Annotated in this window: 21 protein-coding genes; 10 read left to right on the top strand and 11 right to left on the bottom strand. The window is 69.5% G+C overall.

What is annotated here, in order from left to right; genetic code table 11:
- Positions 1–11: 11 nt before the first annotated feature.
- On the top strand, positions 12–140 hold the full coding sequence (locus ASG23_RS20725; RefSeq protein ID WP_268760896.1) for a hypothetical protein: 129 nt from the start codon (positions 12–14) through the stop codon (positions 138–140).
- Between the two features lie 3 nt (positions 141–143).
- Complete coding sequence (locus ASG23_RS17485; protein WP_056027667.1) at positions 144–980, top strand: alpha/beta fold hydrolase; 837 nt, start codon at positions 144–146, stop codon at positions 978–980.
- 177 nt (positions 981–1,157) lie between these two features.
- Here ASG23_RS17485 and ASG23_RS17480 read toward each other — a convergent pair whose 3' ends face one another.
- Positions 1,158–4,376: an nSTAND1 domain-containing NTPase gene (locus ASG23_RS17480; protein WP_442856830.1), complete on the bottom strand. Its 3,219-nt coding sequence runs from the start codon at positions 4,374–4,376 to the stop codon at positions 1,158–1,160.
- 342 nt (positions 4,377–4,718) lie between these two features.
- Between ASG23_RS17480 and ASG23_RS17475 the strand changes: the two genes are divergently transcribed.
- Positions 4,719–5,459, top strand: coding sequence for a hypothetical protein (locus ASG23_RS17475; RefSeq protein WP_056027664.1), 741 nt, complete (start codon positions 4,719–4,721; stop codon positions 5,457–5,459).
- Between the two features lie 70 nt (positions 5,460–5,529).
- On the top strand, positions 5,530–6,036 hold the full coding sequence (locus ASG23_RS17470; RefSeq protein ID WP_056027662.1) for a metallophosphoesterase family protein: 507 nt from the start codon (positions 5,530–5,532) through the stop codon (positions 6,034–6,036).
- Between the two features lie 38 nt (positions 6,037–6,074).
- Here the strand turns inward: ASG23_RS17470 and ASG23_RS17465 are convergent, their stop codons facing one another.
- On the bottom strand, positions 6,075–7,496 hold the full coding sequence (locus tag ASG23_RS17465) for an MATE family efflux transporter (protein WP_235521212.1): 1,422 nt from the start codon (positions 7,494–7,496) through the stop codon (positions 6,075–6,077).
- Entirely contained in the window at positions 7,493–8,479 is a 987-nt protein-coding gene (locus ASG23_RS17460) for a phosphotransferase family protein (RefSeq protein ID WP_056027661.1), read from the bottom strand. Before ASG23_RS17460 ends, ASG23_RS17465 begins: the two co-directional genes overlap by 4 nt.
- 682 nt (positions 8,480–9,161) lie before the next feature.
- Here ASG23_RS17460 and ASG23_RS17455 point away from each other — a divergent pair.
- Positions 9,162–10,442, top strand: coding sequence for a DUF2254 domain-containing protein (locus ASG23_RS17455; RefSeq protein ID WP_056027659.1), 1,281 nt, complete (start codon positions 9,162–9,164; stop codon positions 10,440–10,442).
- Positions 10,443–10,493: 51 nt separating this feature from the next.
- Here ASG23_RS17455 and ASG23_RS17450 read toward each other — a convergent pair whose 3' ends face one another.
- The 5 genes from ASG23_RS17450 to ASG23_RS17430 form a co-directional block, all read right to left on the bottom strand.
- Positions 10,494–10,874 carry a VOC family protein gene (locus tag ASG23_RS17450; protein ID WP_056027657.1) on the bottom strand — a complete coding sequence of 127 codons (381 nt, stop codon included), beginning with the start codon at positions 10,872–10,874 and terminating at the stop codon, positions 10,494–10,496.
- A gap of 247 nt (positions 10,875–11,121) precedes the next feature.
- Positions 11,122–11,952, bottom strand: a complete 831-nt coding sequence (locus ASG23_RS17445) for a methyltransferase family protein (protein ID WP_082516300.1) — start codon at positions 11,950–11,952, stop codon at positions 11,122–11,124.
- 48 nt (positions 11,953–12,000) lie between these two features.
- Positions 12,001–13,032, bottom strand: coding sequence for an alpha/beta fold hydrolase (locus ASG23_RS17440; RefSeq protein ID WP_235521210.1), 1,032 nt, complete (start codon positions 13,030–13,032; stop codon positions 12,001–12,003).
- A 51-nt stretch (positions 13,033–13,083) separates the two neighbouring features.
- Positions 13,084–13,512, bottom strand: coding sequence for a hotdog fold thioesterase (locus tag ASG23_RS17435; RefSeq protein ID WP_082516299.1), 429 nt, complete (start codon positions 13,510–13,512; stop codon positions 13,084–13,086).
- Positions 13,513–13,785: 273 nt separating this feature from the next.
- On the bottom strand, positions 13,786–14,568 hold the full coding sequence (locus ASG23_RS17430) for a DUF899 family protein (RefSeq protein WP_056028561.1): 783 nt from the start codon (positions 14,566–14,568) through the stop codon (positions 13,786–13,788).
- Between the two features lie 278 nt (positions 14,569–14,846).
- Here ASG23_RS17430 and ASG23_RS17425 point away from each other — a divergent pair, with 278 nt between their 5' ends.
- Both ASG23_RS17425 and ASG23_RS19660 read left to right on the top strand, forming a co-directional pair.
- On the top strand, positions 14,847–15,626 hold the full coding sequence (locus tag ASG23_RS17425) for a rhamnogalacturonan acetylesterase (RefSeq protein WP_200941636.1): 780 nt from the start codon (positions 14,847–14,849) through the stop codon (positions 15,624–15,626).
- 60 nt (positions 15,627–15,686) lie between these two features.
- Positions 15,687–17,981 carry a pectinesterase family protein gene (locus tag ASG23_RS19660; protein ID WP_082516298.1) on the top strand — a complete coding sequence of 765 codons (2,295 nt, stop codon included), beginning with the start codon at positions 15,687–15,689 and terminating at the stop codon, positions 17,979–17,981.
- Positions 17,982–18,101: 120 nt separating this feature from the next.
- On the opposite strand, the gene ASG23_RS17415 is transcribed toward ASG23_RS19660, so the two are convergent.
- Both ASG23_RS17415 and ASG23_RS17410 read right to left on the bottom strand, forming a co-directional pair.
- Positions 18,102–18,389 (bottom strand): dsRBD fold-containing protein, encoded by a 288-nt coding sequence (locus ASG23_RS17415; RefSeq protein ID WP_056027651.1) that lies wholly within the window; start codon positions 18,387–18,389, stop codon positions 18,102–18,104.
- A gap of 35 nt (positions 18,390–18,424) precedes the next feature.
- On the bottom strand, positions 18,425–19,285 hold the full coding sequence (locus tag ASG23_RS17410; RefSeq protein WP_056027649.1) for a universal stress protein: 861 nt from the start codon (positions 19,283–19,285) through the stop codon (positions 18,425–18,427).
- 172 nt (positions 19,286–19,457) lie between these two features.
- Between ASG23_RS17410 and ASG23_RS17405 the strand changes: the two genes are divergently transcribed.
- From ASG23_RS17405 to ASG23_RS17395, 3 genes are all read left to right on the top strand, one after another.
- Positions 19,458–20,099, top strand: coding sequence for a class I SAM-dependent methyltransferase (locus tag ASG23_RS17405; RefSeq protein ID WP_056027647.1), 642 nt, complete (start codon positions 19,458–19,460; stop codon positions 20,097–20,099).
- Positions 20,100–20,255: 156 nt separating this feature from the next.
- Entirely contained in the window at positions 20,256–21,272 is a 1,017-nt protein-coding gene (locus tag ASG23_RS17400; protein ID WP_235521208.1) for a glycoside hydrolase family 43 protein, read from the top strand.
- Complete coding sequence (locus ASG23_RS17395) at positions 21,269–22,612, top strand: oligosaccharide MFS transporter (RefSeq protein ID WP_056027642.1); 1,344 nt, start codon at positions 21,269–21,271, stop codon at positions 22,610–22,612. The genes ASG23_RS17400 and ASG23_RS17395 overlap by 4 nt, the downstream gene beginning before the upstream one ends.
- 25 nt (positions 22,613–22,637) lie before the next feature.
- On the opposite strand, the gene ASG23_RS17390 is transcribed toward ASG23_RS17395, so the two are convergent.
- Positions 22,638–23,084 (bottom strand): cupin domain-containing protein, encoded by a 447-nt coding sequence (locus ASG23_RS17390; protein WP_056027640.1) that lies wholly within the window; start codon positions 23,082–23,084, stop codon positions 22,638–22,640.
- Positions 23,085–23,150: the final 66 nt, after the last annotated feature.

The following is a 23,150-nucleotide window of genomic DNA, read 5'->3' as shown; positions in this document are numbered from 1 at the left end:
CCGGACCCCGGGTGAGCATGGTCCGGATCGTGCCGTGCGTGTACTCGCCCGTCGCGCTGGCGAGGAAGCCCACGCCGATGACGATCCCCGTGAGCACCGCGGCGTTGGTGAAGCCCTGGGTCATCCCGCAGGGCGTCTGAGCCATGCGTCATCACATCGAGCTGAGCGCGGGCCGCATCGACTACGAGGACACGGGCGGCGACGGACCCGTGCTCGTCCTGGCGCACGGCGTACCCATGAACGAGACGCAGTGGCGCAAGGTCGTGCCACTGCTTGCCGGGCGCCGGTGCATCCTGCCGACCCTCCCGCTCGGCGGGCACCGGCAGCCGATGCGCCCGGGTGCGGACCTGTCCCACCGCGGCGTGGCGCTGCTGCTCGGCGAACTCCTCGAGCGGCTGGACCTCACGGACGTGACGCTCGTGCTCAACGACTGGGGCGGTGGCCAGTTCCTGGTCTCCGAGGGCCGGGCGCAACGCGTCGGGCGGATGGTGCTGGTGGCGTGCGAGGCGTTCGACAACTTCCCGCCCGCACCGGCGAAGGCCCTCGCGGCGGCGGCCCGGGTGCCGGGCGGGATCTGGCTGGTCATGCAGCTGCTGCGATCCCGCCGGTTTCGGCACAGCCGACGCGGCTACGGCGCCATGAGCCTGCGCGGCATCCCGGACGCGGTGCTCGACGACTGGTTCGCGCCGGCGACGAGGTCCCGGGCGATCCGGCGCGACTTCGCGGCGTTCGCGTCCTCGGCACCGGACCGCGCGACGCTCCTGTCCTGGTCCGACCGGCTCGGCGACTTCACGGGACCCGTCCTGGTGGTCTGGGCGCTGGACGACCCGATGATGCCTCGCGAGCACGGGCCCCGGCTTGCGGCCCTCTACCCAGGGGGACGCCTGATCGAGATCGCCGACTCCTCGACCCTCGTCCCGGAGGACCAGCCCGAGCAGCTCGCCGAGGCGATCCTCGCGTTCCTCGGCGACCCGGGCTGAGGCCCGGGTCACCGAGCGCGGGTCCGACGGCGGTTAGTGCGTGCACAGGTCGATCCGCGTCCCTCGCACCAGCGAGGCGATCTCCTGGACGATCGGCAGCTCGAGCACCGGCACCCCCTGACCCCCGATCGGCGACCAGGACTCGGTGACGATTCCGTGCTGGGATGGGTCACCAGATCATTCCCCGCATGCCGGGGCGTACGGCCGAGCCCCGAGGAGCTCCGCCCACTCCTGCTGGGTGAGTACTCGTCCGGCGATCTCGCACGCGCGTTCCTCCCACGCCGCCGGCTCGGCGACGACGACCTGCCGACGCCCGTCGGACTGTTCGAGCGCGACGGTGCGCTCATCGAGCTCAGCGGGTGCAAGGTCTCGTGGGCGCAGGTCGCTGCGAATGGCCGCCGACCAGTCCCCGAAGTCCGACGTGATGATCGCGCCGTCCGCTCCGGCGGTCACCAGTTCGCCGGTCGGTCGGAACTCGGCCGCGGTGACCACGCCGTCATGATCCCGGAGCGTCTCCGAGATCTCGCCGGTCGCGGTGCTCGCCACCACGACGTCATCGCCGGCGGCGATGGCGAGCTGAGTGCCGTCTGGGCTGACGTCGGCCACCGCTGGAAAGGACGACAGCGAGACGGTGATGGGTGGTGCTTGGCCGGAGGGGTCGACGATGCGCACCGCGCGCGAGCCATCGCGGACGGCGATCTGGCGGCCATCCGGACTGACGGCGAGAATCCCGGTGCCGGGGATCCGGTCGAGCTCCTCGCCCGATGCCGTGTCGAGTACGACGGTCGGTCCGAAACCGCTGGCGTAGATGCGCGAGCCGTCCGGTGAGAACTTCACCGCACTGTATTGCCAGGCCGGACCGGGCGGGGCCTGACCGGGCGTGGAGGTCGGGTCGGAACTGATCACGCCGAGATCCAGGAGTATCGGGCCGGTCGGGTCTCCCGCGCCGCCTCGCCAGAGGGCGACGCTCACGGGTGAATCAGGCTGCTGTGTCGCCGCGAGCGCTGCGAACAGGGATCCGTCGGCCGAGTACTCGACGTCTATCGCGGTCCCGCCCATCCCCTCGTAGGTTGCCACGCCGGAGCGGCCCTGCTCTGCGAGATCGAGCGTTCCCGTTCGCCGAGTACAGAGGGCGTCGGTACAGCGGTCGGATGTCTCGCTGAATGCGACGGCCCCGGAGACAGGGTCGACGGCCGATGTCAGCATCATCGTCGAGAACGGGGAGTACTCGCCGAGCTGTGATCGGTCGTCGAGGTCGAACAGGCGCAGGTCGTGGTCGCTGTCGATCACCGCTGCCCGGGTCCCGTCCTCCGCGAGCGACATGCTCGCGGCGGCGACTCCGTCTTCCGGGATGCGGATGATGCTCGTCAGACGGGGTGCGCGGGAGATGAGGCGTACGAGGTTGACGCGAGTGTCGGAATCGTCCCAGATGTGGATGGCCTCCACGGCGAGTAGCAGCGCACGGTCGAAGTCCGGCTCCTCCAGCGCGAGGCCCGCGACGCGCCGGGCCTCTGCGACCGTGTCGCGCTCGCTTGCGAGATTCGCCTGGAATCTGGCAACGAGGCTCGCCGTCACCGCAAAGATCGCGAGCGCGGCCGCGCCCACGGACACCCAGGAGAGTCGCCGCACCATGCGGCGCTCCTTGCGAAGCTGGTTCTGCGCGGCAGCGAGCCCTGCGGTCTCATTCGCCGACGAGGCATCGAGGAACTCTCGTTCGACTCCCGTGAGCGCGGGACCGGCCGTGTCCCGCCAGTGCTGGGCGGTCGTCAGTCGGCTGCCGCGATAGAACTCGCTGTCGGGTCGTTCCATCGCATCCCAGGCGGCGGCCGCGGAGCCGAGGTGTCGCATGATGCGCTGGCCCTCGACATCATCGGCGAGCCATTCCTTCAATCGTGGCCACTCCCGTGCGAGTGCTTCGTGCGACAGCTGCACGGACTCTTCATCGGTGGTGAGCAGGCGTGCGTCCGCCAGCCGGTCGACGATCTTCGCATGGGCGTCGTCGATGGCGATCCGGGTGCGCTCTACCCGGCGAGAGATCACCGCGCCGTCTGCGGAGGATTCGACGAGCCGGAGCAGGATGTCGCGCAGCAACCGCGCGCCGTCCTCCGACAGTGTCGCGAAGACCTCTTCCGCGGTCTTCGCGACGGCACCGTCGATCTCTCCAGAAGCGCGGTATCCCTCGACGGTCAGGACGCGGCCCTCACGTCGGGACCACACCTGGCGCAGGGCGTGGGAGAGCAGCGGAAGGGTTCGCCCGTCGGCGTCGCGGACCAGGATCTCGACGAGGCCCGGCTCCAAGATGAGTCCGGACTGCTCCGCGGGCTTCTCGATCACGGTCCGCAGCCCGTCGGGGCCGAGCGCCGTGAGCATGAGCATGTGCGACTGGATGATCTGGGCGAAGCCTTCGCGATCGGCCAGGTCCCCGAGACGGTCGGCGCGGATCGTCACCACGAGCGGGCCGCGGAACACCATGCGCGAGAGGGCGTCGAAGAACTCCCGGACCTCGGCGGGGTCGGCCACGGCGAACGCCTGCTCGCACTGATCGACGATGAGCAGCGACTCCCCGGCAGGAAGATCGAGATGGCGAAGAGAGTCGACCGGGTGCTCGCCGGGCGTCACGACGGCGACCTCGACGCCGCGCGCAAGGAACTGCGCACCGATCCCCGCCCTCACGAATGAGGACTTTCCGACGCCTGATGAGCCCGCGACGAGCAGTACGCCGTGCTCCTCGAGCGCCCGCAGTGCCCCGGACAGCTCCTGCTCGCGACCGAAGAACCGTTCGGCGTCACCCGTGCCCGCGGGAGGCAGGCCGAAGTACGGACACTCCGGGTTCGCGGCCCGGAACACCCGGTCGGACAGCAGCGAGGGATCCTGGCGGAGGATCGCCTGCTCCAGCTCGGCGAGCTCCGTGCACGGATCCAGACCGAGCTCGGCAGCGAGCAGCCCCCGCGCCCTGCGGACGGTGGCGAGCGCGTCCGCCTGCCGGCCCTGCCGGTACTGCGCCACGCTCAGCACGACCCAGCGCCGCTCGCGCAACGGTGCTTCGGCGGCGCGGGCGCGTGCGAGCGCGGCGACCTCCGCAACCTCGCCCGCCTGGAGCCGTGCATCCAGGAGCAGCTCCTCGACACCGAGCCGAATCTCCTCCAGACGTCCGGACGCGATCTGAGCCGGTTCCCAGTCGGGAAGTTCGACGTAGGGCTCCCCCCGCCACAGCGCGAGCGCCGCCGAGAACGTGTGCGCGGCGCGTTCGGGCTCACCGAGCTCCAGCTGCTGCGTACCCCGCGTGACGAGCCGTTCGAACCGCTCCGCGTCGACCTCGACGTACTCCGCGACGAGTCGGTACCCGTGAGCGGTGGTGTCGATCCGCGCCGGCGCGATGAGGCGGCGCAACCGCATGACGCATCCGGGGATGACCTTCGACCACGAGGCGGGCGGATTGTCGCCCCACAGCGCCGCCGCGAGGGATGCGGCCGACACCTCCGCACCCAGGCGGATCGTGAGCGCGGCCATCACCGCACGATCCCGCGGCGCCAGGGGAATCCGGCCGTCGTCGAGTGTCAGCGCTCCCAGAACGCGCACCACCATGGGGCCACTGTGACCCCGACCCCGACATCCGACAAGACCGCTGATATCGCGCCGATACCGAACCCGCGGGCGCCAATATCCTGCTGATACCGGCGTGTCCTTCACTGATCGAGCAGCCATCGCGCTGAACGGATCGAACGAAAGGACGGGGACATGTGGACCTCAACCCGGCGCACCCGCGCCGCTCACGCGACACGCTCGCGGCGGGTGGGTGTTGCCGTCGCTGTACTGGCGTGCGTCGGCCTCGCCGCGTGCACCGCGACCGAGCCGCCGTCCCCCGCATCGACCACGGAGGCTGACACGGTCGCACCGTTCCCGGAGAGCGGCGCCCTCGCCGGCACATACCTCGTGACCGGCTACCCGGTGCCCTTCGAGATCACCGTCCCAGACGGCTGGGTGACCTACAACGGCGTGGAACTGGGCAGGGACGACCCGGATCTCCCGGATGAATGGAATGTCTCCCTGACTTTCTACCCCGCCACCTATGTCCCGACGGACGCATGCGCGTGGCAGGGCACGCTCGTCGAGATCGATCCGACGGCTGAGGCGTTGGTCGATGCGATGGCGGCGCAGGGTTCAACGGTAAGCACCCCTGCCGCCGAGGTCACGGTGGGCGACTACTCCGGCTTCGAGTTCGACCACGCCGCCGAGAGCGACGTCGACTTCACCGCCTGCGACGGCGGCCGGTTATGCATCAGGTCGAATTCCGCGCAGGGTTGCACCGAACGCGCGTACACGGCTAGGGGCGAGCGCGCAACCTACCTCGTGGTCGACCTGCACGGCGAGCGCGCCGTGATCGAGCTGGGCCAATCCGACCCATCGATCGATCCGGCGCTGATCGACGAGGGACGCGCCATCTTCGACTCGATCGAGTTCGTCGGGCCCGACGAGTGACGGTCGGCCTCGCCACTGGGCCGTGGGCTCCTGGCTCGCCGGGCGCCCTGAACCGCAGCATGATCCGGGTGTGCACCTCGTTCTGCTCGCCGACACACACGTCCCGCGCCGGGCACGCGACCTTCCCGCTCCGGTCTGGTCTGCCATCGAAGCGGCCGACGTCGTCGTGCACGCGGGCGACTGGGTGTCCGTGGAGCTGTACGAAGCGTTGTCCCGGCGCTCCCGGCGGCTGGTCGGGTGCCACGGCAACAACGACGGTCCGGAGCTCCACCGGCTGCTGCCGCGCGTCGCACGGGTCGAGCTGGCAGGGATCCGGCTGACCGTCGTGCACGAGACCGGACAGGCGACCGGCCGGGAGCGCCGCTGCGACGCCGAGCACCCAGACGTGGACGTGCTGGTCTTCGGCCACAGCCACATCCCGTGGGACACGGTGAGCCCGTCCGGCATGAGGTTGCTGAACCCTGGCTCGCCCACGGACCGACGTCGTCAGCCGTTCGCGACGTTCATGACCGCCTCGGTCCACGACGGCGCGCTGGGCGACGTCGAGCTGCACCGGATCCAGCGCTCGGACCGGTGAGAGCGACGACGGAACTGAGCAGAGGTCCGAGCCGGACCTCACTGCACGGGCGGGAGTTCGGGCGTGTTCGTCGTCGATGTCGCGCGTCCGCCGCGCGCGGCCGGGACATCGAGGCGGCGCAGCACCAGCAGCGCGGCCCCCGCGGACAGGAGCTCGCCCGCGGCCAGGCCGGCCCAGGTGCCGATGGGACCGGTTCGTCCGAGGGCGAGCACGAGCGGGACCTTGACGAGCAGGAGGGTTCCGATCGAGATGAGGTACGACGGTCGCGGTCGGCCGAGAGCCTGGAAGTACGCGGAGACCAGCGGTGGGACGCCGGCAGCGGCGAAGCCGATCGCCAGGATGCGCAGAGCGTCGACGGACTCAGCGTGGACGGTCGGGTCGTCGATGAAGGCGGCGGTGATCGGCTCCGCGAGCAGCGCGACGGAACCGGCGGCGACGGTGCTGTAGACGAGGGTGGCGCGCAATGACAGGGTCCGGGCGCGTTGGACGCGTGCGGTGAGCCGGCGGCCGGCGTTGTACCCGACGATGGGCTGCATCCCCTGGCTGATGCCGAGCTGGGGCATCGCGACGAACGTCTGGATGCGGGAGCAGATCGCGAACGCGGCCAGGGCTGCGGTGGCGGCGGCGACCCGGGACAGCGTGGTGTTGACGACCACGACGAGCAGGGTGGCGCCGAAGCCGGCGAGGAACGACGGGGCGCCGATGCCCACGAGAGTCCGAACCGTCGGCAGGTGGGGACGGAGGTCGGACCTCCGGATGCGGTACGGGCGGTGCTTCTGGGCGAAGAAGAACCACATGCTCATCGCGGCGGAGACGGTCTGGCCGCCGACTGTTCCCAGGGCTGCTCCGCGGACGCCGAGATCCAGTCCGAGGATGAGCAGCGGATCGAGGGTGATCTGGACCGCGACGGGGACGACCCACAGCATCGTGGCGAACCGCATCCGACCCTCGGCGCGGACGAGGCTGGAGAACCCGGTCGAGACGATCGCGCCGGCCAGGATGATCACGGCGTAGTCGCGTGCGTAGCCGAGGGTCTCGCCCCGGGCACCGAGCAGCCGCAGGAGCGGCTCGAGCCCGCTCAGCCCGACCACGGTGGTCGTGACGGCAGCGGTCCAGAACACGATGAAGGCGTTCCCGGCCGCCCGTGCGGCTGTGCTCGTGTCGCCCGCACCCAGGTGCCGCGAGACGACCGAGGCCGCTCCCACGCCGAGCGCGGTCGAGACCGCGCCCAGCGCCAGGAGCAACGGAGCGACCAGGTTGACGGCCGCCATCGCCGTCATCCCGACGCCACGGGCGACGAACCAGGCGTTTGTCAGCGCATAGATCCCGTAGACCCCGACCGCGATAGTCGTCTGGGTGCAGGCGTGCCACAGCAGCCGCCCGACGGGCCGCTCGCCCAGGGCGGCGGTGTCGAACGTGCGGTGCCGTTCCACGAGCTGGTCGCGCCGCCGACTCCTCACGGTTCGGTGAGCATCCGCATCATCCGATCGATCTGCCCGCGTGCCCAGTCGTACTGGCTGGCTGTGGTGTGTCCGCGGTAGACGGTCTCGATCGCCATGATCACGACCAGGTGCAGGCTGTACAGGCGCCGGCGCGTCTGCTCCCTCGAGGTGAGCTCCTCGTGGCCGTAGCCGCGCATGAACGCGGTCGAGTCGCCGAAGTCGGGCAGGTCGAGGGCGGCGAAGCCGGCCTCCATCAGCGGGTCCCCGTACAGGGCGCGTTCGTGGTCGATGATCGTGACGATCCTGCCGTCGCGGACCATGACGTTGGAGTCCCAGAGGTCCCACTCGACGAACCTCGGCTCGGTGACGTCGTCGAGGACGTCGCCGTGCAGGGCGAAGATCTTGCGGATCTCGTCGTAGTCCCGGCCGATGTCGACGTTGCGGGCCTCCCCGTCGGCCAGGTTAGCCTCGACGATGCCGGTGAACGCGGTTCGCCAGGACGAGTGACCCGGGCCCGCGAGCGGTCCGAACCAGTCCCCGCGGATCGAGTTCAGCTCGCGGTTGGCGGCGCCGAGCGCCTCGTTGTACGCGTCGCGCTGCTCGGTGCTCAGACCCTTGGTGATGATGCCGAGGTTGTCGGCGTCGACGTACGGCATGAAGAAGTAGTCGGCGTCGACGAGCTCGTGGCTCAGGTCGGCGTGGTCGACGTGCGGGACCGGGACGTCGGTGCGTTCCGCGATCAGCGCCAGCGAGTCGAGCTCGATGCGCATCGCGCCGCGCTCGGCGGTCATCACCGGCACGTCCCGCGGCGGCGCGATCTTCACGACCACGGCCCGGCCGTCGCGCAACAGGATCCGGTACGCGACGTTGAACCAGCCATGCCCCAGCTCCGCCAGCCAGGTGTCCGGCTCGCCCGTGGGCACCTGCCCGGCGCCGTAGGCCCGCTCGACCATCGCACGCAGCGTCGCGGGCGTCTGGCGGTTCTTCGTGATGCTCTCCATCGAGTCCTCGTCGAAGTGCGGGCTGTCCGGCCACGGCGGCGCGTCATCGGGGTCCCGAAGCGTCCGGCCACTCTAGGGCCTGCGCGGTCACCATCCTGGCGGCACGCACTGTCGACAGGCCCTCGAGGCAGGTCGACTACTTCCCGGCCACCCGGGACCCAGCGACTGTCGGTCGAGCGCACGACGCGACAGCACGGACGGGCGTGCACCGTCTCAGGTGGTCGCGACGTCAGGCCGAGTTGAGAGGCCCATCGACGGCGGGCGGATCGGCTGGGTCGTCCGGCGCGTCGGGGACGTCGCCAGGCTCACGATGAGGATCGTCCAAGGGCGGTTGTTCGACAGGGCGGTCCGGGATCGCGCCCGGGTCCGGGACGGGGTTGCTCATCGCCTCACCTCACTCGCCGGCCGGCCCGAGCACACAGGGGGGTTGTGCTCGGGCCGGTCACCTTCAGTGTCGTCCGATCCGCACGTCTACGCACGGCGACGGGCAGGTGACCTCGGTGCAGTCGTCCGGGCGAACACACACGCGGATCGTCGACAATCTGCACTCGTTGCTCGAGCGCACGCCCGGCGGGTCGGTGGCTCTCGTGCGGCTGCCGTCGCGGGCGATCGATTGTGGGCATACGTTCAGTTCGTCATGGGCGCGCAGGGTGCTCGCCCTCAGCGATGGGCGGTCCCGCGCATGTGGCTCTACAAGCTGTGGGTCAGTGTCCGCAACAGCCTGTGGCTCGTGCCCGTGCTGTTCGTGCTCGGGGGCGTCGCGCTGGCGCTCGTCACGATCACCATCGACCGCCGATTCGACTACTCGCTGATCCCGACCTCCGTGGTGGGCGGCCCGGAGGCGGCGATCGCCACCCTGTCGGTCGTCGCGACCTCGATGATCAGCATGGCCGCATTGGTGCTGACGATCACGATGGTCGTGGTCCAGCTGGCGATGGGTCAGTTCTCTCCCCGGATCGTGCAGCGACTGCTGCGGGACAAGCCCAGTCAGAGTGCCATCGGGCTGTTCGTCGCGACCTTCGCCTTCGCTGTCGTCGCCCTGCACGAGGTGACGTCCAACGGAGACGGCACCGGCCATGTGCCCGGGACCGCCGTGCTCACCGCGTTCGTCCTGGTCGTCATCAGCATCGCGATCCTGATCATCTACGTGCATCACATCGGGCAGTCGCTGCGAGTTTCCAGCCTGGTCGAGCTCGTCGGTGAGCAGACCCGCAAGCTCTTGGACGAGATCTACCCAGACGACGGGGAAGAGATCCCGGACGACGGCCGTCAGCTGCTGCGCGCGCCGCAGTCGGGGGTCGTCACGGTCATCGGCTACCAGCATCTGGTGGACGAGGCCACCAAGGCGGGCTGCGTCCTCGAGCTGCTGCCCGCGCTCGGTGAGTTCGTCCCGGCCGGGGCGCCGCTGTTCCAGGTGCACGGGGAGCCAGTCGACCTCGACGAGCGCAAGGTCAACGAGGCGGTCGTGCTGGGTCTCGAACGGACGCTCGACAGAGACGCGGCATACGGGTTGCGGATGCTGGTAGACATCGCGCAACGCTCGCTGGCCGACTCCCCGCTGCAGGACCCGACCACCGCGGTGCAGGCGATCGACCGCCTGCACGACTGCCTGCGCCAGATCGCCCGGCGGCCACTCTCGGACGGCCTGTACCGGGATGCCTCCGGCGAGATTCGACTGATGGAGCCGGTGATGGACTGGGACGCCTACGTCCACCTTGCCTTCGACGAGATCCGCATCGCCGGCGCCACCTCGCCGCAGGTCTCCCGGCGCCTCACCGCTGCGCTGAGCGACCTCGTCGATGTCGCACTGCCGGACCGCGCCCCACCGCTGGAGCGCCAGCTCATATTGCTCGGCGAGACCATCCGGGAGTCGGTGGCCCGGGCCGGAGATGTCGAGGTCGCACTCGCAGCGGACCGCCAGGGCCTCGGGGTCGCTGCGGGAGAGGGAGAGCGTCGCCCCTAGCGGCTGGATGTGGGCTCGATACTCGATCTCACATGAGATCCCGCACCGGACTCAGGTCACAGCTCCCTCGTCGTCGGTGACGTACCTGCCCTTTGACAGGTCGAGGAGCACCAGCCGGTTGCCGTACGGATCGACGACGACCGCGAGCCGCCCGACCGGCACCTCCTCGGGGCCGCTGACGAGATCACCGCCGACCGATCGAAAGTCCTGCACCGCAGCGAGCACATCGTCCACGAGCCAGGTCGGCTCGTACGGCAGCGTGGTCGTCAGATCGAGCTCGGTGTCACTGTCGGGGAAGGCGAGGCCGGCCTGGCCGACGGCCTCGTTGCGCCACAGGAGCCGATGGCCCAACCCGGTGACGTAGCAACTGATCCCGGTGTCGAGGTCCGGCACCGGGATGGTGACGGCATCGACCTTTCGCAGCACGGGCATGTTCCAGGGTGGCACCGCAGGACCAGTTCCGTGCGCAATCCATGGCACGAGCGAGCGCCGCCGATGAGACGAGCCACGGCGGAGGGCGTTTGCCGCGGACCGTGGACCTCATGGCGTCGACGTCCGCCTCGCCGTCGACGCCCGCCGTGCACGGAGCCGATGAGGGGAATCGTCCGCATCGCCGGAGACCGGTGACCGTCTCGGGCGGTTCGTGCGATGACTGCCGTCGCCGCCGCACTGTTCGTTCCTAGTCGGGTGCACCCTGCGGATCGACGTTCACGTAGGTCGGCAGGCTCTGGAGCGGCTCCGTGCCAGCAGCCCGCTGCGGCGGGCTCGCTGGGCGTCTGGTCCGACGAGGCAGTCTGGGCAGCAGAGCCGGGACCCGAGCGGCGTAGGCGTCGTAGGCGGCGCCGAACGTGCGCCGCAGGTCGCGCTCTTCGAACCTGATCCCGACGGCGACGTAGACGGTCGCGGTGACAGCGAACAGAAGGTGCGAAGCGCCCATGTGCGGGGTCGCCCAGAAGGCCAGGACCAGTCCGGTCATCAGGGGGTGCCGCACGATGGCGTGCAGTCCCTCGACCTTCAGCCCGCTGGGCGGTGCAGCCTCCACAGGCGTCCACCAACCAGCTTGGCGTAACCCGGTGAGCTCAAGGTGGTCGACGGCGAACGTCGCCGAGATCGCCAGGAGCCAGCCGGCCGCGCAGAGCGACCAGAGGACGAGGCCGGCCGGACCGTCGACGAGCCACACCGCGCCGCCCCAGGGTTGCCACAGCACCAGCACCAGGACGAGGCAGATGTCGGTGGCGAGGACGTACGAGGTGCGCTCCAGCGCCGCCGGGATCCGGCGGCGCAGCACTGCCTTGACCTGGGGGCGCGCCATCACCGAGTGCTGCACGGCGAACAGGAGCAGGAGTGCCAGGTCGACCGTCACCGCGGTCAGGGCGTTCGTCCGCGGTGGCCCGTCCACGGTGGGGGAGACGATGACGTCGGCGAGGAAGGCGATGGTCCACAGCGTGACGGCGACGAATCCCGCCCAGGCGGCGGCAGACAGGGTCAGGAGGATCGGATCTCGGCGCATGCCCCGATGCTCCGCGAGCGACGGGCCCGGCGCAGCCGTGGAACTACCTCACGTGTGCGGTTCCCGCGCGACGTACCAGGCAGCAACCTGGGAACGCGACCTGAACCCTAGGCGCAGCCGGATGCGTTCCACGTGCGACTCGGCCGACCGCTCGGTGATCCCGAGGCGTGTCGCCAGCTCCCGGTTCGTGAGGCCGTCGGCCACCAGCGCGGCGACCTCTGTCTGGCGAGGGGTGAGACCGGTGGGCACAGCCCGCCGCAGCCGGGGCAAGCCCAAGAAGCGCCGCACCTGCTCGACGACCGCCTCCGCATCGCCGAAGGCCGGAAGATGCGACCGGCCCTCGAGCTCCACCAGCGCAGCGCCCGGGATCCCGTCCGCGAGCGTCCTGCTCTCTGCGGCCGGAGCCGCACGGTCTCCCTGCCGGTGCAGCACAAGCGTCGGCGCGGAGATCCGCGCAAGGGTGGGAGACACGTCCAGGTCGTAGGCCAGGCCGAGGAGGGCGACCGCCGTGCTGGCGGAGGAGGCCGCTCGCTGGTACTGGGCGAGTGCCCGACGGGTCCCGGCGTCCGCGTCAGGAGCGAAGATCTCGGTGAGCAGGTCGGAGCCCAGCCCCCAGTGGGTTGCGAGGAGGCCGAGTACATGCCGCCTGCTGTCGTCGTCCCCGATGGCGGAGCCGGTGGCCCAGCCGCCGTAGAGCACGAGCCTCGAGACCGTCTCGGGTCGTTCCGAGGCCCACTGTGCCGCCACCGGTGCTCCCAGCGACCAGCCGAACAGGTCGAAATGCGTCGCGCCGACGGCCTCGGTCACAGCACGGATCGCGGCCAGCTCTAGCGCCATCGTCCGGGGTCCGTCGTAGGGATCGGAGAGGCCGCAGCCCGGGCGGTCGTAGCGCACCAGCGTCCGGCCGGATGACAGCGCCTCGTGGAACATGCGCTCGGCCGGGATCGCCCAGCCGAGCTCGAGGTGGCTCAGCCAGCCCGGCACCACCACCAGCGGGGGACCGGTGCCGGTCAGCGCATAGGCCACCTTCCCGCCGTCCTCCAGGTGCGCCGTCCCCCAGCGCTGGTCACGCACAGCCACGGCACCAGTGAACAACACGACTGGCACGACCTCGTCGTGCGTCGGCCCGCTTCACGGCGCTTCGATCACCGCCATCGTGCACCGCGAGATGCACACGAGCCTGTCATTGTCGTCGACGATCCGGACTTCCCAGACCTGGCTGCGACGGCCCAACGAGACCGGCCGGGCGGTGCCGGTGACCCAGCCGGACGTGACCGGTCGCAGGTGGTTGGCGTTGATCTCCTGGCCGACGCACGCCGTGCCAGGGGCGGCGACGAACGTGGCCGCACAGCTCACCAAGGTCTCGGCGAGCAGCACCGAGGCGCCGCCGTGCAGGATCCCGAACGGCTGGCGCGTTCGGCTGTCGACGGGCATCCGACCGATCAGGTGGTTCGGGCCGAGCTCGGTGAACTCGATGCCGAGGTGACCTATCGCACAGCCGGCGCTCATCTCGTTGGCCTGGTCCAGGTCAGGACTGCCATGCCAGATTGCTGCGCTCATCGGCTGGGCACGTCCAGGCACGCTGTGGACTGCCGGCACCGCGCGGATGTGCTCGTGATCGAGGCGTGTGGGTGGGAGGTCGAGGTCTGGTTCCGGGGCTAGAGGCATGTTGTCCATGCTTCCGACTCGCCGGCACGGAGGCAGCCGTGGAACCACCTCACTTGGTCACGACCGTGAGTCACGCACCAGCCGCGCGAGCGTCCCCGAGTGGTGCCGCCGCGCTTGAGCTGACCGCGGCACATGGTGCGTACGGCGTGCCGCGCGGCAAACCCGTCAGTGGTGGTGTGTGTTGCGACCGAGCGTCTCCACAGGCGTCGCGCCCGGACGGGTCCACTGCGGTACCGGCCGACTCGTCTGTGCCCACCCGGCACTCCCGTCCGCGTCCGATCGCCAGTACCAGCACGGGCCCTGTCCCTCGGGCCGGCCGGCGGGGTTGTCCTCCCAGGCCTCGCCGCGTCCGTAGGGCGTCATGTCGAGCAGACCAAAGGACCCGCTGGCCGGTTCGACGCCACGGCCCGTCGTGGAGTAGGTGAGGAACACGCGGTCGCCCTCGCGCAGGAACGAGGCGAAGGAGCCCATGTCGTCGCCGACGGGCGGTTCGACGTCGCGAACCGAGTACCAGGGCTGGGTGTAGCCCATGAAGTCGACGTACGGGGCGACCTCGTCCCATCGTCCCGTCGTCAGGATGGCGAAGGAGACGCCGCGGGCGTTCAGGTAGACGGCGTCCCTCATGTGCCAGGCCGTCACCGTGCAGCCCTCGCACTGCCCCTGGTGAGGAGCGCCGTCGTGCCACATGTGCTTGTAGACCATGAGCTCGTCGCGTCCCTCGAACAGCTCGAGGAACGGGACCGACCCGTGGGGTCCGACGATCTCGACCGTGCCGTCGATCTCGACCATCGGCAGTCGGCGGCGGGCGGCCGCGAGTGCGTCACCAGCGTGGGTGTGCGCCTTCTCCCGGACCAGGAGCTCGTCACGGGCGGCATGCCAGGTCGCGAGGTCGACGACCGTCGGAAGGCCGGGCAGGGTGCCGGTCAGGTCATCGTGAGCTGTCGTCATCATGTCCTCCGTCGTGTGTCGTGCCGGGTGGCGTCGCACGGCGTTCTGCGACGTCACCTCAACGACGCGCGGGCGGACGTCAGATCGACACGAGGCGGGATGTCTCACCGGATCGGCTCCGTCGACCGGACTCGAGCCAGTTCCCCACGCTTGACTCCACGGTGTGACCTCGGTCATAGTCCTCCACCATAGGAAAGCGCTTACACACTCCGGAGGCCCTTGTGCACGTTCGTCAGCGACTACGTCTTCTCGCGGTGTCGGCTCTTGCCGCCGTCGTTGTGCTCCCCTCTCAGGCGGCTGCGGCAGAGCCCGACGGGGACGTCACGGTCTTCGTCACCGGTGACTCCACGGCTGCGACGTACGCGGAGTACGAGGCGCCCAGGGCCGGGTGGGGACAAGCACTCGAGGAGTTCCTCGCCAAGGACGTCGAGGTTGTGAACCAAGCCTGGTCGGGGGCCAGCTCGAAGAGCTTCGCCGAGGCCGGCCTGCTCGATCAGGTCCTGGAGGACATCGAGCCCGGGGACTACCTGCTCGTCTCGTTCGGCCACAACGACTCCAAGACCGACGACCGCAGCACCGACCCCTACACGACCTACCAGGAGTACCTCGAGCTCTACATCGACGGCGCCCGGGAGCGTGGCGCGCACCCGGTCCTGGTCACCCCGGTGGAGCGCCGACGGTTCGACGCCGCCGGTGGTGTCCGCACCTCCCTCGGGCAGTACCCGGACGCGATGCGTCAGCTCGCCGAGCGTGAGGACGTGCCGCTGGTCGACCTGACACATCTCAGCCTGCTGCGATGGGCCGAGCTCGGCCCGGAGGGCACGACGGAGGAGTTCCTGCACCTCGCGCCCGGCGAGCACCCCAACTACCCGGACGGCGTGACTGACAACACCCACTTCCAGGCGCGCGGCGCGATCGAGCTCGCGCGCCTCGTCGTCCGCGACCTGAAGGACCAGCGGGTGCTCCAGCCGCAGGACACCCGGGCACTGGGCGACCAGATCCCGGACTCGGCCCTCGACTGGCCGCTCGAGCGGCCCGCCGGTCCCGAGGTGTGGTGACCTCGCCGGCAACCCGACAGCACGACCCCCGAAACCCTGTCAACGAGGACAAGGACTCCCATGCGCTTCAGCCCGCACCCGCTCGTCCGCGCCGCCACGGCAACCGCCTGCGTCGCTGCCCTGGCCGTCACGGCGTCTCCCGCCCAGGCCGCCCCAGGCCCGGCCCAGCCACCGACCGACCCCTCCGCCGTCGCACGCGAGACCCTCGCCACCGGTGACGGGTGGGCCTCGTTCGGCAACGGCACGACAGGCGGCTCCGCAGCCACGCCGGACCAGGTGTTCACCGTCAGCACCCGCGACGAGCTCGCCGCAGCGGTCGCCGGTGACCAGCCCAAGATCGTGTACATCGACGGGACCATCGACGGCAACGTGGACGAGGACAACCAGCCGCTGACCTGCGCGGACTTCGCGCGGGACGGGTACACGCTCGAGGCGTTCCTCGAGGCGTACGACCCGGCGACCTGGGGCAAGGTCGACCCGGCGGGCCCGCTCGAGGACGCCCGTCGCGCGTCCCAGCGGGCACAGGCCGCCCGGGTGCAGGTCCCGATCGGCTCCAACACCACGCTCGTCGGCCTCCCCGGCGCGCTCGTGAAGGGTGCCAACCTCAAGGTCGACGGCGAGTCGAACGTCATCCTCCGGGGCGTCGAGTTCCAGAACGCGTACGACTGCTTCCCCGCGTGGGACCCGGGCGACGGCGAGTTCGGCGAGTGGAACTCCGAGTACGACCCGCTCTCGCTCTACGGCGCGACCAACGTGTGGATCGACTCCAACGAGTTCAGCGACGAGGGGATGCCGGACTCCGAGCAGCCGACCTACTACGGGCGCCAGTACCAGGTGCACGACGCCCTCCTCGACATCACCCACGGCTCCGACCTCGTCACCGTCTCGTGGAACCGGTTCCGCGACCACGACAAGGTCATGCTCATCGGCTCCAGCGACTCCCGGACGTCGGACGACGGCAAGCTGCGCATCACGCTGCACCACAACGAGTGGCGTGACCTGGGCCAGCGCACCCCTCGGGTCCGCTACGGCCAGGTCGACGTGTACAACAACCTCTACGTCGAGGACGACGCCGGGAACTACCAGTACAGCTGGGGCATCGGCGTGCAGTCGAAGCTCGTGGCTGAGCACAACGCCTTCACCCTCGCCCCCACCATCGAACCCTCCAGCGTCATCAAGTACTGGAAGGGCACGACGATGACGGAGGGTGGCAACCTCGTCAACGGCGAGCCGGTGGACCTGCTCGCCGCCCACAACGCGGCGCACGATCCCGACATCGCCGAGGGCGCGGGCTGGACCCCGACCCTTCGGCGGACCGTCCACCCGGCCACCTCCGTCCCGCGTGTCGTCGGCGCGCTCGCCGGCCCGCAGGGACTCGGCCGGCCCGAGCACATCACCGTCGCTCAGGGCAACGGGGGCGACGTCACCAGCGTCCAGGCGGCGGTCGACGCCGCACCCACCGCCTCCACCCGCACCGTCGAGATCGTGATCGAGCCGGGCGTCTACCGCGAGGTCGTCCGCGTCGACCGGACCAAGCCGAAGTTGTCGTTCGTCGGCGCCACCGGGCGGGCCGAGGACGTCGTGATCACCTATGACAATGCTGCGGGAACGCCGAAGCCCGACGGCTCGGGCACGTACGGTACGAGCGGGAGCGCGACGGCGACGCTGGCCGGCGCGGACTTCACCGCGAGGTACCTCACCTTCGAGAACTCCTTCGACGAGCAGGCCCATCCCGAGATCACCAACCAGCAGGCGGTCGCGGTCAAGACCACCGCTGACCGGATGGTCTTCGACAACGTCCGCTTCCTCGGCAACCAGGACACCCTCTACCTCGACTCCCCGAACGCGACGACGCCCGCGCGTGCCTACGTCCACGGCTCGTGGATCGAGGGCGACGTGGACTTCATCTTCGGCCGGGCGAGCGCCGTCATCGACGGCTCGACGATCAAGGCGCTGAAGCGAGACAGCGACCCCAACGGCTACGTCGTCGCGCCGAGCACGTCCTCTCCCGGCTGGCTCGGGTTCCTCGTCACCGACAGCAAGCTCATCTCGAACGCGAAGCCGGACAGCTACTTCCTCGGCCGGCCGTGGCGTCCGAGCAGCTTCCCGTCGGCTGAGCCGCAGGTCGTCGTCCGCGACTCGTTCCTCGGCAACCACATCAAGGACGACCCCTGGACCTCGATGTCCGGGCGTGACTGGAGCGAGGGTCGGGCCCTGGAGTACCGCAACGACGGCCCCGGTGCCGGCATCAACCCCGACCGGCCCCAGCTGACCGATGCCCAGGCCGCCGACTACGAGATCCAGGACTACCTCAGCGGGTCCGACGGCTGGGATCCCACCGGCAACACCGACTGACCAGGTCGGTCCCGCCGCCGAGCTCCTTCAGGAACTCGTGCGGGAGGGAGGCTGCCCGCGTCATTGCCTCCGGACAGGGCGGTAGGCGCCCTGTCCGGAAGCGGTTCTAGACGCTCCTGGTCATGACCAGAGGCGGACGAGCTGCACGTCGTCGTGCTCGATAGCCTCGATGTCGTCGGAGGTTGCCGACAGAAGCCGGTCCGCCAGGTTGCGCAGCGCCCGAGCCGCGGCGAGCTCCTCGCCGATCTCCGGGACGTCGTCGTCACGTGGCGCTCGGCATGCCCGTCCGTAGCCGTCGAGAGTGGTGCCGCTCGAGGTGCTGAGCACCGCGTGCGCCTTCGTCACGCCGGTGTCGTGTCCGTGGTCGTCGGCGTCGAACAGGTAGATCGCGACCTTCCAGGTGTTCATGGCACGTTCTCCCTTCCCGCCTGACGGGGTCAGCACTAACGGACGACCACCACAGGACACGTGGCATGGTGCAGGACCGCCTGGCTCACCGACCCCAACAGCAGGCCGCGGAAGCCTCCCAGGCCACGCGACCCGACCACCAGGAGCTCAGCGTCGGCGGCGGCGGTCAGGATGACGTGGGCCGGACCGCCGCGGTGAACCATGGAGGTCACGTTCACGTCGGGATAGCGCTCCATGTGCCCCGCGAGGCTCTCGGACAGCAGAGCCTTCTCTGCCATGCGCATCTCCTCCACCTCCTCCGGCATCCAGGGCGGTACAGGTCCGAAGAGCGAGGGGAGCTCCCACGCGTGCACGGCGACGAGTGGCAGGCCCCACCGGGATGCCTGGTCGAAGGCGTAGTCCACGGCGCTCACGCTCGCCGGGGAGCCGTCCACGCCCACCACGACCGGTCGGCCGGGCTCGCCCGCGGTTGCGGGGTTCGTCCTGACGACCACGACGGGGCAGTGCGCGTGCGAAGCGACGGTGACACTGACCGATCCCAGCAGCAGACCGGCGAACCCTCCGCGGCCTCGCGAGCCCACGACGAGCAGTCCGGCGCTCCTGGATGCCTCGGTGAGGACTGCGGCCACGCTGTCCTGCGGCTCAAGCTGCGTCGTCACCTCGAGGTCGGGGTCGATCGCCCGCAGACGTTCGATCCCGTCAGCGAGCACCTGGCCACCTACCTGGGCGGTCAGATCGGACGGGCGGTCAGCGATGACGTAGCCGTCCAGGAACGTGCGTGCGACGTGCACGATCCGCAGGGGAGCGTGCCGCCGTCGGGCCGCTCTGGCAGCCCATACCAGTGCCTCGTCCGCGTGGTTGGAGCCGTCGTAGCCCACCACGATCTCTCGGTTCATCTCGCACCTCCGAGGACTTCCTCGTCCCATCCGTTCGTTCGGATACCTCGATCGTGCGGACCCGGCGGTCGTCGTTCGTAGAGTCGGAAGTCCTGGGCTTCGACCCTGGAGACCCGTAGCACCATCACCCTGATGATGGCGTTGTCCCACCGGACAGCCCGATACTGACGGTGTGGACGATTGCTGCGGTCGTGACCACTACCAGGCCACGTTCACCGACCGGTTCGCGCGCCGGATGGCACGGCGGTTCCGCAAGCGCGGCCTGAGCCGCGTCGAGGAGCGGCTGGTCGGGTTTCTCACCGACCGCGGTATCGAGGGCGCCACGGTTCTGGAGATCGGCGGGGGCGTCGGCGAGATCGAGATCGAGCTCCTGCGCCGCGGAGCGGCCTCGGCGACGAACCTGGAGATCTCGACCAACTATGAGGACGAGGCTCGACTTCTGCTCGAGCAATCCGGAATGACCGGACGAGTGAGCCGCCGGTTCCTCGACATCGCGACCGCCCCGGACGACGTCGAGCCGGCCGACCTGGTCGTACTGCACCGCGTCGTGTGCTGTTACCCGGACTACGAAAGGCTGCTCGCGGCTGCAGGCAGCCATGCACGGCGGATGCTGGTCTTTTCCCACCCACCGCGTAACGGCATGACGCGTGCGGCGCTGTGGTGTGACAACGCGTTGAGCCGACTGAGGGGAAACGACTTCCGCGGCTTCGTGCATTCGCCTCCGGCCATGGTGGACGTCCTGACAGCTCAGGGTCTGACCCGTCGCTACCGTCATCACGGTCTGGTCTGGGACGTGGTCGGTTTCGAACGATGAGCGCTTCCCGGACATGCGGTCTCGATGTGTGGCGACCGCGCAGCCCGGGTGGCTCGCGGAATGGCGGGGCGAAGCAGCCTGACAATGCAAAAACACACGGGGTCAATGCTGCTACGTTGCAAACCTGGCCCTGTCTCAGCGACGAGGAGGCATTCCGTGCCCGTGGATCCCATGCCGAACCCCATCGTGCTTCAGCGCGCGGATCCATGCGTCCTGCGCCATGACGGCCATTACTACTTCACGGGTTCGTACCCGTTGTATGACCGCATCGTCCTGCGCCGGGCCGAACGCCTCGCGGACCTGCAAGCCGCGCCCGAGGTGACCATCTGGAGCAAGCACGCCGAGGGGCCGCAGTCCCACCTCATCTGGGCGCCCGAGCTCCACCGCATCGGTGATGCCTGGTACATCTACTACGCCGCGGCGCCCAACCCGGACGTCACCTTCGACGTCCCCGACGCGGACGACACCTTCAACCACCGTGTCTACTGCCTCGAGTGCCTCGACGCGGACCCCCTCACCGGCACCTGGACGGAGAAGGGCCAGGTGGACACCGGCTGGGAGTCGTTCGCGCTCGACGCGACGAGCTTCGTCCACCGGGACGACCAGTATCTGGTGTGGGCGCAGCAGGACTTCGCGGTGAAGGGGCACTCGAACCTCTACATCGCGCGCATGGAGAATCCGTGGACGCTCGCGACGCCCGCGGTGATGCTGTGCCGGCCGGAGCTCGACTGGGAGATCATCGGGTTCTGGGTCGCCGAGGGTCCTTCGGTCCTGCAGCGGGACGGGCGGCTGTTCCTCACGTACAGCGCCTCTGCGACGGGCATCGACTATGCGATGGGGCTGCTGACCGCGTCCGCGGATGCGGATGTCCTCGACCCCGGGAGCTGGACCAAGTCTTCCGAGCCGGTCTTCACGAGCGCCCCCGAGAACGGCATCTACGGTCCGGGCCACAACAGCTTCACGGAGTCGACTGAGGGGGAGACGGTGCTCGTCTATCACGCTCGCACCTATACGGAGCTCATCGGCAACCCCTTGTGGGACCCCAACCGGCACGCCTGCGCGCAGGTCCTGCCGTTCGTGGACGGCGAGCCCCGATGGGGGGTACCACAGCCGCTGAGCCGTCCGGTGCCCTCCGGCGTCGAGGTGCTTGCGTCCGACGGGACGATCCGATGAGCGGCGGCGGCGGTCAGGGCGCCGCGGCACCGGTCACCGGGCCCAGGTTCGTGGACTCGATCAAGCGCCTGGTGCTGTGGAACTACGGCGGGATCTACTTCTTCTACTTCGTCGCCTGGCAGTTCATCTTCACGTTCATGGGCCTGTGGCTCGACGACCAGGGCATGTCGTCGACGAGCATCGGCAGGGTGAGCACGGTCATGGCGCTCACCGCCCTGTGCCTGCAGCCGCTGTACGGATTCCTGCAGGACCGCCTGGGCTTCCGCAAGCCGCTGTTCGCGTTCGTGGTCGTGTGCGCCGCATTGATCGGGCCGTTCTTCCAGTTCGTGTTCAAGCCGCTCATCGATGTCGACCAGACCCTCGCCGCCGTAGTCGGAGGCATCTACCTCAGCCTCGTCACCTACGCGGGCGTGTCCGTGGTCGAGGCCTTCAACGAGCGCGCGAGCCGCGCCAACGAGTTCGAGTACGGCCACGCGCGGCTCTTCGGTTCGCTCGGCGGCTCCTTCGCATCGGCCATCGGCGGAGTGATCTGGGCCACCAACCCCGACAACATCTGGTGGGCGGCGTCGTTCGCTGCGCTCGTGCTGGGCGTGCTGCTCTTTGTCGCGCGGGTGCCGCGCCAGGCGGCCGGTGCGAAGCAGGCCGGGGGCGAGTCGAAGGCTCACAAGGTCAGCAAGGAAGACATCCGCGGGCTGATCACGGACCGCAACTTCCTCGGCTTCGTGGTCCTCATGATGGGCACGGCCGCCCTGTACGACGTGTTCGACCAGCAGTTCTCGATCTACTTCAGCGACCTTGTCGACCACCCGGACCCGGAGGCGCTGTTCGGCACGGTGGTGTCGATCCAGATCCTGCTCGAGGCCGTGGTGATGCTCTTCACGCCCGCGATCATCAACCGGATCGGCGCCAAGCGCGGACTGCAGATCTTCGCCGGGATCCTCGTGGTGCGGGTGCTGGGCTCCGCGCTCTTCACCAGCACGGAGGCACTGATCGCCTGGCGTCTGCTCGCCGCGGTCGAGATGCCGTTCATGCTCGTCTCCGTGATGAAGTACATCACCCGGATGTTCGACGTGAAGATCTCCGCGACCGCGTACATGCTCGGTTTCGGCGTCGCGAAATCCCTGGGAGTCGCGCTGTTCTCCGGGGTGTTCGGGCGCGGCTACGACAAGTACGGGTTCTCCGAGTCCTACGTGGTCATGTCCGTGGTGATCCTGGTCGCGACCATCCTCGCGAGCCTGCTCATGGGCGACGACAAGGGCCGTGAGGCTCCCACAGGCGAGCTCGCCGACGGGGGCGCCGGCGAGCTCGACGACGAAAGGAGATCCGCCGCGCGTGCATGATCTTGTCGCGGGGGAGGCTTGCGTCTCATGCACTCGCGAGCTGGACGCCGTGTCGCTGGGTGACCGAGAGGATCGCTTCCATCGACTTCTCGACGGGTTGGTCGGACGGCACAGAGCCCGAGAAGTCGGCGAAGAACCGTCCGGCCCCGTCACCGGAGGTGATGGCCACGAAGCGGGCGAAGTCCCCGACGACCTCGAAGGTGACGGGAGTGCCCGCGGGGGCCACCAGCACTCCGCCGGGCTCGACCTTGTACGTCGTGTCGCCGACCAGCGCAGTGACTCGGCCATCGAGCAGGAACAGCACTCCGGTCCACGGCGAGACGTGAGGAGGCGCCATCGGCGCGGCGGGTGCGATCACCTCGAAGACCTCGAAGGCACCGTTGGTGTCGCGGACGGCGGCCTTCGCGACGTGGTCACCGTCGATCATCGGGTAGTGCTCGCCTTGTCCGGGCGGGACATGGATGGTGGTCACGGCTCCTTCTCCTTCGTCGGAGTTCCTGGGTGCGAACAGCCTCCTGCGGCGGAGCAGCGACGGTGC

The organism is Cellulomonas sp. Leaf395, from assembly GCF_001424125.1.
GTDB lineage: Bacteria > Actinomycetota > Actinomycetes > Actinomycetales > Cellulomonadaceae > Cellulomonas.
This window is presented reverse-complemented; position numbering and strand designations above follow the sequence as displayed.

Bases quoted from the DNA above. Each gene is read 5' to 3' on its own strand.
- ASG23_RS17485 (WP_056027667.1), top strand. From the start codon at position 144: ATGCGTCATCACATCGAGCTGAGCGCGGGCCGCATCGACTACGAGGAC.
- ASG23_RS17480 (WP_442856830.1), bottom strand. From the start codon at position 4,376: ATGCGGTTGCGCCGCCTCATCGCGCCGGCGCGGATCGACACCACCGCT.
- ASG23_RS17475 (WP_056027664.1), top strand. From the start codon at position 4,719: ATGTGGACCTCAACCCGGCGCACCCGCGCCGCTCACGCGACACGCTCG.
- ASG23_RS17460 (WP_056027661.1), bottom strand. From the start codon at position 8,479: ATGGAGAGCATCACGAAGAACCGCCAGACGCCCGCGACGCTGCGTGCG.
- ASG23_RS17455 (WP_056027659.1), top strand. From the start codon at position 9,162: ATGTGGCTCTACAAGCTGTGGGTCAGTGTCCGCAACAGCCTGTGGCTC.
- ASG23_RS17450 (WP_056027657.1), bottom strand. From the start codon at position 10,874: ATGCCCGTGCTGCGAAAGGTCGATGCCGTCACCATCCCGGTGCCGGAC.
- ASG23_RS17445 (WP_082516300.1), bottom strand. From the start codon at position 11,952: ATGCGCCGAGATCCGATCCTCCTGACCCTGTCTGCCGCCGCCTGGGCG.
- ASG23_RS17435 (WP_082516299.1), bottom strand. From the start codon at position 13,512: ATGAGCGCAGCAATCTGGCATGGCAGTCCTGACCTGGACCAGGCCAAC.
- ASG23_RS17430 (WP_056028561.1), bottom strand. From the start codon at position 14,568: ATGACGACAGCTCACGATGACCTGACCGGCACCCTGCCCGGCCTTCCG.
- ASG23_RS19660 (WP_082516298.1), top strand. From the start codon at position 15,687: ATGCGCTTCAGCCCGCACCCGCTCGTCCGCGCCGCCACGGCAACCGCC.
- ASG23_RS17415 (WP_056027651.1), bottom strand. From the start codon at position 18,389: ATGAACACCTGGAAGGTCGCGATCTACCTGTTCGACGCCGACGACCAC.
- ASG23_RS17410 (WP_056027649.1), bottom strand. From the start codon at position 19,285: ATGAACCGAGAGATCGTGGTGGGCTACGACGGCTCCAACCACGCGGAC.
- ASG23_RS17395 (WP_056027642.1), top strand. From the start codon at position 21,269: ATGAGCGGCGGCGGCGGTCAGGGCGCCGCGGCACCGGTCACCGGGCCC.